8 protein-coding genes are annotated in these 7,139 nt (G+C 71.6%); 2 read left to right on the top strand and 6 right to left on the bottom strand.

All coding sequences use genetic code 11. The annotated features are described in order from the left end of the window. The first annotated feature begins 201 nt into the window (after nucleotides 1–201). A complete protein-coding gene (locus G5C51_RS38395; protein WP_165244954.1) occupies nucleotides 202–1,302 on the top strand; it encodes a DUF4037 domain-containing protein in 1,101 nt (366 codons plus the stop codon). 43 nt (nucleotides 1,303–1,345) lie between these two features. Further along, nucleotides 1,346–1,918 carry a DinB family protein gene (locus G5C51_RS38390; RefSeq protein ID WP_165244952.1) on the top strand — a complete coding sequence of 191 codons (573 nt, stop codon included), beginning with the start codon at nucleotides 1,346–1,348 and terminating at the stop codon, nucleotides 1,916–1,918. On the opposite strand, the gene G5C51_RS38385 is transcribed toward G5C51_RS38390, so the two are convergent. The 6 genes from G5C51_RS38385 to G5C51_RS38360 all read right to left on the bottom strand — a co-directional run bounded on the left by G5C51_RS38385 (nucleotide 1,912) and on the right by G5C51_RS38360 (nucleotide 6,913). Beyond that, nucleotides 1,912–2,772 (bottom strand): sugar phosphate isomerase/epimerase family protein, encoded by an 861-nt coding sequence (locus G5C51_RS38385; RefSeq protein WP_165244950.1) that lies wholly within the window; start codon nucleotides 2,770–2,772, stop codon nucleotides 1,912–1,914. The genes G5C51_RS38390 and G5C51_RS38385 overlap by 7 nt on opposite strands. A gap of 82 nt (nucleotides 2,773–2,854) precedes the next feature. Further along, the gene (locus tag G5C51_RS38380; protein ID WP_165244948.1) at nucleotides 2,855–3,499 is read right to left on the bottom strand and encodes a nitroreductase family protein; all 645 of its coding nucleotides are present in this window, start codon (nucleotides 3,497–3,499) and stop codon (nucleotides 2,855–2,857) included. A 32-nt stretch (nucleotides 3,500–3,531) separates the two neighbouring features. Beyond that, nucleotides 3,532–3,900 carry a tetratricopeptide repeat protein gene (locus G5C51_RS38375; protein ID WP_165244946.1) on the bottom strand — a complete coding sequence of 123 codons (369 nt, stop codon included), beginning with the start codon at nucleotides 3,898–3,900 and terminating at the stop codon, nucleotides 3,532–3,534. Nucleotides 3,901–3,960: 60 nt separating this feature from the next. After that, the gene (gene coaE, locus G5C51_RS38370; protein WP_165244944.1) at nucleotides 3,961–4,554 is read right to left on the bottom strand and encodes a dephospho-CoA kinase; all 594 of its coding nucleotides are present in this window, start codon (nucleotides 4,552–4,554) and stop codon (nucleotides 3,961–3,963) included. Between the two features lie 39 nt (nucleotides 4,555–4,593). Next, the gene (locus G5C51_RS38365; protein ID WP_165244942.1) at nucleotides 4,594–5,517 is read right to left on the bottom strand and encodes a PAC2 family protein; all 924 of its coding nucleotides are present in this window, start codon (nucleotides 5,515–5,517) and stop codon (nucleotides 4,594–4,596) included. A 67-nt stretch (nucleotides 5,518–5,584) separates the two neighbouring features. Next, nucleotides 5,585–6,913 carry an N-acetylmuramoyl-L-alanine amidase gene (locus G5C51_RS38360; RefSeq protein ID WP_165244940.1) on the bottom strand — a complete coding sequence of 443 codons (1,329 nt, stop codon included), beginning with the start codon at nucleotides 6,911–6,913 and terminating at the stop codon, nucleotides 5,585–5,587. Nucleotides 6,914–7,139: the final 226 nt, after the last annotated feature.

Below are 7,139 nucleotides of genomic sequence, written 5' to 3'. Positions count from 1 at the left end.
ACAGCAGCTCCCCGGCCACCCGCTCGGCAAGCTCCGCGCCCCCGGCGCCGGGGGCTCCGTCGACCGCCATCCGGACCCGGGTCGCACCGTCCTCCGGACGCGCCCGGACGGCCCGCTCGGCCAGCTCCGCCGCCAGCCGCTCCCAGGAGATCGCCGCGAAATTCACCAAGATCCGCACCCCATGCCCCGTACGCTACCGCCATGATCAGCACGCCCGGCCTCGACCTGGCCCGCCGCTTCTACGCGGACGCCGTCGCGCCGCTCGTCGCGGAAACGGGCGTCCCGCACGCGGCCGCGCTGCTCGGGTCCGGGTCCGAGGTGCTCGGGTTCGATGACGTGGTCTCCACGGATCACAACTTCGGGCCGCGGCTGCAGCTGTTCCTGCCCGAGGGGTCCGATCCGGCGCCCGTCGAGGCCGCGCTGCACAAGCTCCCGCAGGAATTCGGCGGCTATCCCGTCCGGTACGCCCAGGCCGACGTGCCCGGCGCGCAGCCGCGGCACCACGTCGAGATCGTCGCCGCGCCGGAGTTCTTCCGCCGCGAGATCGCGCTGGATCCGGCGGACGGGATGCGCCTCGCCGACTGGCTGCTCACCCCCACCCAGAAGCTCGCCGCCCTCACCGCCGGCGCCGTCTTCGCCGACCCGGACGGGGAGCTGAGCCGCCGCCGCGCCGCCCTCCGCTGGTATCCGGACGACGTCTGGCGTTACGTCCTCGCCGCCGCCTGGCTCAAGGTCGCGCAGGAAGAGGCCTTCGTCGGCCGCACCGGCGGTGTCGGCGATGAGTGCGGCAGCGCGGTCGTCGGGGGCCGGCTGGTACGTGAGCTGATGCGGCTCGCGTTCCTCGTCGAGCGCCGGTGGGCGCCGTACAACAAGTGGCTCGGCACCGCCTTCGCCCGCCTCCCCCTCGCCGCCCGCGTCGGCCCGCACCTGGACGCCGCCCTCACGGCCCGCGGCTGGCGCGACCGCGAGGCCGCCGTCTGCGCCGCCGCCGCCGAACTCGCGGCCGCCACCAACGCGCTCGGCCTCGCCCCCGAAGTCGACCCGGCCCCGCGGCAGTTCTTCGGCCGGGACGTCCGCGTCCTCGACGCCGGCCGCTTCGTGCCCGCCCTCACCGGAGCCGTCACCGATCCCGCGGTCCGCGCCCACACCGAGCGGCAGGGCCGCCGCCACGACACCGTCGGCTCGCTGACCGGCGCCATCGACCAGGTGGTGGACAGCACCGACGTGCTCAGCAGCCCGCGCCGCTGCCGGGCGGCTGCCGCTTTGCTGGAGCTCGGCGATTGCGGACAGGAACTGTCCTGAACGCTGGTTAGCGTGGGGCACACTCAAGCGAAAGGCGGCAGCCATGCCCACCGTCGTCCCCACCGAAGCCCCCGGCGATGAGACCACCGCCCTCCTCAACTACCTCGACGCCCAGCGCGGCGGCATCCGCCGCTCCCTGCACGGCCTCACCGCCGAGCAGGCCGCGAGCAAGCCGACCGCGAGCGCGTTCTCCCCCGCCGGCGTGCTGAAGCACGTCACGTACGGCGAACGCGGCTGGCTGCGCACGATGCTCGGCGAGCACCGTGACTTCGCCTCCGCCTCGAAGGAGTGGGAAAAAGGCTTCGCGCTCGTAGAGGGCGAGACCGTCGAGGACGTGCTCGCCCTCTACGAGAAGGTCGCCGCCGAGACCGAGGCGGCGGTACGGGCCGTGCCCTCGCTCGACGACACCTTCGTGGTGCCGAAGGCGCCGTGGGACGAGGGCGGCCCGCGCTCGTGGCGATGGGCGCTGCTGCACCTGATCGAGGAGACCTCCCGGCACGCCGGTCACGCGGACATCATCCGCGAGACGATCGACGGCAAGGGCGCCTTCGACCTCGTCTTCGAGACGGGCGCGATGCCGGAGCCGGACTGGTCGGCCTTCCAGGACGGTCAGTAGCGCACGGTCGACAAATACCTATAGCTGTTACGGGCGGTGGCGAACGGATCCGCAGGCGAGTCGTGCTCGACCAGCCACTGCCGCACCCCGCCCGTATCCGCCGCCCCGAACATCCGCGGGAAGTCCAGCACCCCCGACCCCACATCCGCGAAGCCGCCGTCCGGCGCCATGTCCTTGACGTGCAGCGCCGGGAAGCGGCCGGGGTGGCCGAGGAAGAGGTCGCGGGGGTCGGCGCCGCCCTTGACCGCCCAGTAGAGGTCGAGTTCGAAGCCGAGGAGGTGCGGGTCGGTCTCGTTGAGGAGGATGTCGAAGAGGACCTCGCCGTCGACCGTGGCGTGGTCGCCGCCGTGGTTGTGGAAGAGCAGCTTCAGCCCGGCGTCCCGCGCGGCCGCGCCCGCGCGGTTGAACACCCGGGCGGCCTCCCGGAAGCCGGCCGGCGAGTGCAGGGCCGAGGGCAGGCTGGGGACGACGATCCAGCGGCCGCCGAGCGTACGGACGTCCGCCAGCGCCTGCGGCAGTCCGGCGCCGGCCACGGTGTCGTACGAGACGTGCTCCAGGACGATCCGCAGGTCCGCGGCGTCGGCCCAACCGCGGATCTGCGCGGGCGTGTTGCCGAAGCGGCCGCTGACGCCGACGGTGGCGTAGCCGATCTCGGCGAGGGTGGCCAGGGTGCCGGCGTAATCGGCGGCCAGCGGGGTGCGCATCGTATAGAGGTGCATGCCGATGCCGGCCGGCGGGATGCGCCGGTCCTGCGCCTCGGCGGCCGCGGCGCGGGCGGGGAGTGACACCGCGGCCGCGGCGCCGAGCGCGGCGGTTAATAGGGACCGGCGACGAGGTAGGGGCTTGCCGTTCATTGACGTCTACCGCCTCTCGAAAGGGCAACTGACGGGCCGTGCAAGCGCTTTCTGTCGTGCGCCGGTCACCGTAGCAGCCGCCTCAGAGGCGTACCAGAACCTCGTCCATCTCCTTCCGCCGGATGTCCGGCACCCGCGCGCCCTCGGCGGCGTACCCGACCGGGATGACGTACGCGGCCCGCTCCTCCGCCGGCCGCTCGCACACCTCGTTCAGGAACCGCATCGGGCTCGGCGTATGCGTGAGCGTGGCCAGACCGGCCTGGTGCAGGGACGCGAGGAGCAGTCCTACGGCGATGCCGACCGACTCCTTGGTGTAGTAAGGCCGCGGCGTCTGCGGCCCCTTGTGCACCTCGAAGACGACGATGACGGCAGGCGCGGTCTCCAGGAACGGCTTATGCCAGTCGGTCCCGAGCGGGGCCAGCGCGTCGAGCCACTCCTCCGAGGCCCGCCGCCCGTAGAACTCCCGCTCCTCCTCCTCGGCTGCCTCCCGCAAGCGCCGCTTGCGCGCCGGGTCGGTCACGACAACGAAGCGCCACGGCTGGACGTTGGCCCCGCTCGGGGCGGTGGCGGCGGTGCGCACCGCCCACTCGATCACGCCGTCGGGTACGGGGCGCGAGGAGAAGTCGCGGACGGTGCGGCGGCGGGACATGGCCGCATGGAAGTCACGACAATGCCGCTCCGCTTCCCCGGCGGGGATGCGGAGCGGCTCGTACGGAATAGTCGTCATGGCGCCCAGGAGAGCACGACGCCACCGGGCTATCAATCGCCGAAGCCGGCGGCCTCCCAGAAGTCCGGCCGCGGGTCCAGCGCCGCGGCCAGCCGGAAGTGCGGGCGGGCCTCGTCGTCGCGGCTGCCGCGCTCCAGGGTGCGGCCCAACGCGTAGTGGGCGTAGGCGTTGTCCGGCTCGCGCTCCACCACCATGCGGAAGTCCGCCTCCGCGCGGCCCAGCTGCGCGGACAGGAAGTACGCGCGGCCGCGCAGCAGCCGTACGGAGATCTTCTCGGGGTGGTTCTCGACGATCGGGTCCAGGAGCTTTACCGCGCCCTGCGGGTCGCGCACGTCCAGGAGCAGCTCGGCGGCCCGGAAGTCGACGACGTCGGTCTCGGGGGTACGGGGGTGCTGCGACACACTGAGCTCCTCTCTGATCGCTCAGTCCGGCCAACGAGATCTTTCCCGCGGGTATTCCCCCTAAGCCTTCGCCGGCAGCTCCCGCCACACCTCGGCGACCCGCTCCGCCAGCCGCTCCAGGGAGCCCTCGTTGTCGATCACGATGTCCGCGACCGCGAGCCGCTCGTCCCGGGTGGCCTGCGCGGCCATCCGGGCCTTGGCCTCTTCCTCGGCCATGCCGCGGAGCCGTACGAGCCGGTCGAGCTGGGTCTCGGGGGCGACGTCGACGACGATGACGAGGTCGTAGAGCGGCGCGAGGCCGTTCTCGGCGAGCAGCGGGACGTCGTGGACGGTCACCGCGTCCGGCCCGGCGGCCTCCTCCAGCTGGGCGGAGCGGGCGCCGACGAGGGGGTGGACGATCGCGTTGAGCGCGGCGCGCCGGTCGGGGTCGGCGAAGACGATGGAGCCGAGCTTCGGCCGGTCCAGGGAGCCGTCCGGGAGCAGCACCCCCTCGCCGAACTCGGCGACCACGGCCGCCAGCCCCGGCGTGCCGGGCGCCACGACCTCGCGGGCGATCTTGTCGGCGTCGATGACGACGGCCCCGTACGAGCCGAGCAGCCGTGACACCTCGCTCTTGCCGGAGCCGATCCCCCCGGTCAGTCCCACTTTCAGCATGGGCGGCAGCCTACCGGCCCGTAACAACCCGGGGGCGGCTCAGCCCTCCTCGCGCTCCCGCAGGAACTTCTCGAACTCCTGGCCCAGCTCATCGGCCGACGGCAGATCCGCCGGCTCGGCGATCAGATTCTCCCGGGACTCGCCGCCCGCGACCGCGTCGTACTGGTGCTCAAGGCCGCTGACCAGGGACGTCAGCTCGTCGTCGCCCTCCTCGACCTGCCGCTCGATCTCGTTCTGCACCCGCAGCGCGTCCGCACGCAGCGAGTGCGCGATGCCGGGGAGGACGAGGCCGGTGGCGGAGGTGATGGCCTCCAGCACGGTCAGGGCGGCGTCCGGGTAGCCGGAACGGGCCAGATAGTGCGGCACGTGGGCGGCGACGCCGAGGACGTCGTGGCCGGCCTGCGCCAGCCGGTACTCCACCAGCGACATCGCGCTGCCGGGGACCTGCGCCTCGTCGAAGAAGGACTTGTGGCCCGGCATCAGGTCGGTGCGATTGCCGTGCGGCGTGATGCCGACCGGGCGGGTGTGCGGGACGCCCATCGGGATGCCGTGGTAGTTCACGGCGAGGCGGACCTGCAGCCGCTCCACGATCTCGCGGACGGCGGCGGCGAAGGCCTCCCACTCCACGTCCGGCTCCGGGCCGGTGAGCAGGAGGAAGGGCGCGGCGGTGGCGTCGCGCATCAGGTGCAGCTCGAGGACGGGGGTGTCGTAATCCGCCCAGCGGTCGCTCTGGAAGGTCATCAGGGGGCGTCGGGCCCGGTAGTCGACCAGCCGGTCGTGGTCGAAGCGGGCCACGGTCTCATGGGGGAGGGCGTCGAGCAGCCGCTCGGTGATCTGCTTGCCCGTCTCGCCGGCGTCGATGAAGCCGTCGAAGTGATACAGCATGACCAGGCCGGCGGAGTCGCGCTCGATGACGGCGTCGACTGCCGCGAGCCCGCGGGGGTCCCATTCGTACATACCCATGTACGTTTCCAACCGCCGCGGGCCCGTGAAGATTCCCGCCGGGACGACGAGAGTCGATCTTCGGCCGTCAGCGCTCCCGCACGATGTCCACTTCATCCCGCTTCACGAAGCCGATGCGGCTGCCGATCTGGACGGTGACGTAGTCGGTCGCGCCCGCGAAGAAGGTGTGGTCGTACGGCTTGGAGGAGTCGAAGGTCGGGGCGTAGTAATAGCCGTTCGGAGCGGTGCCGCCGCCCGCGTACGCCTGGCCCGCCTTGAGCGTGTACGGCAGCGGCTCGGCGACGGCCTTGTCCTCGTCGGCCATGTCGGCGGGGTACTCGCTCTTCTCCGGGTAGGCGGCGCCGTACACCGGCACGCTGTCCTTGCCGGCCTTGGGCTTGACCACGTAACCGGTCTGCGGGGTGAGGACGCGCTCACCCTCCGGCGTCTTGATCCACACCTTCTCGCCCTGGTACCACACCGCCGTCCAGCCGGGCTTGCGCTCGGCGACGACGAAGCTCATGCCGCTGCTGACCCACGCGCCGGTGTCCTGCGCGCAGTTGGTGCCCGCGCCGCCGTCGGGGTGCTCGCCGGGGTCGGAGTGGCGGGGGGCGTCGGCGGACGGCCCGGTGTAGATCGGGAGCAGGCTGGAGGGCTGGGCGGGGAGGTCGACGTTCTGCTCGCAGTCGCGGATGGCCTGGATGTTCTCCTTGAACTTGGGGTTGATCTTCACCAGGTCGCTGCCGGGCCCGGCGGTGGGCACGGTCGGCTTGCCGAGGAGCGAGAAGAAGTAGTTCCAGTCCCAGTACGGGCCGGAGTCCCAGTGCATCCCGGCGATCCTGGAGGACGAGAGCGCGGGCACGTTGTCGTGCCCGAGGATGTGCTCGCGGTCGAGCGGGATGTCGTACTTGGCGGCGAGATCGCGCACGAGCGCGGCGGTCGAGCGATACAGCTCCGGCGTGTACCACTTGGCACCCTCGGCGGCCTTGCCCTCCTGCTCGATGCCGATGGACTGCCCGTTGATGTACCAGTTGCCGGCCTGCCAGGCGACGTCCTTGTTCTTCACCATCTGGGCTACGTGCCCGTCCTTGGAGCGGACGAGATAGTGCGCGGAGGCCTGTCTGGCCGGGTCCTGGAAGATCTTGATGGTGTCGTCGTACGTCTCCTCCGTGTCGTGGAGGACGATGTACTTGATCTTGTTGGTCTTCGGCCGCTCAGCCGTGTCGTAATTCCCGTAATTCCCGTCGGGCGTCTCCGCGTACGCCGCAGGCACCCAGTCACAGTCGAGATAACCCGGACACTCGGTCTCACCACCCTCGGCACTCGCGACTCCGGCGACCGGAGCAAGCAGAACGAAGCTGAAGGCACCGGCGGCGGTCAAGGCGAGTGCGAGCTTGGTCTTGTGACTGGATGTCATGAGCGGCTTCCCCTCGGGGTGGTGTGGCGATATCGCGGTATGGCGGTGTGGCGGTGTGGCGATACGGCGGTCGGGGGCGGCGGTGATCCCCGTGTGTCTACGGAGGCACACCCTGTGACCAGTGGGGCGGCCGAGTCAAGGGAGCGGGGAGGGCGGCGTGTTGAGACAGTGGTGGAGACCTTTGGCGGGGGGTGTGGCCTGGAGGAAGACAGAATCGGTCAGGGGG

Source organism: Streptomyces coryli (assembly GCF_011044975.1).
Classification (GTDB): Bacteria; Actinomycetota; Actinomycetes; order Streptomycetales; family Streptomycetaceae; genus Streptomyces; species Streptomyces coryli.
This window is presented reverse-complemented; position numbering and strand designations above follow the sequence as displayed.

Excerpts from the sequence above, each read along its gene's own strand:
- G5C51_RS38380 (WP_165244948.1), bottom strand. The coding sequence starts at position 3,499 with ATGACGACTATTCCGTACGAGCCGCTCCGCATCCCCGCCGGGGAAGCG.
- G5C51_RS38365 (WP_165244942.1), bottom strand. The coding sequence starts at position 5,517 with ATGGGTATGTACGAATGGGACCCCCGCGGGCTCGCGGCAGTCGACGCC.
- G5C51_RS38360 (WP_165244940.1), bottom strand. The coding sequence starts at position 6,913 with ATGACATCCAGTCACAAGACCAAGCTCGCACTCGCCTTGACCGCCGCC.
- G5C51_RS38390 (WP_165244952.1), top strand. The coding sequence starts at position 1,346 with ATGCCCACCGTCGTCCCCACCGAAGCCCCCGGCGATGAGACCACCGCC.
- G5C51_RS38385 (WP_165244950.1), bottom strand. The coding sequence starts at position 2,772 with ATGAACGGCAAGCCCCTACCTCGTCGCCGGTCCCTATTAACCGCCGCG.
- coaE (WP_165244944.1), bottom strand. The coding sequence starts at position 4,554 with ATGCTGAAAGTGGGACTGACCGGGGGGATCGGCTCCGGCAAGAGCGAG.
- G5C51_RS38395 (WP_165244954.1), top strand. The coding sequence starts at position 202 with ATGATCAGCACGCCCGGCCTCGACCTGGCCCGCCGCTTCTACGCGGAC.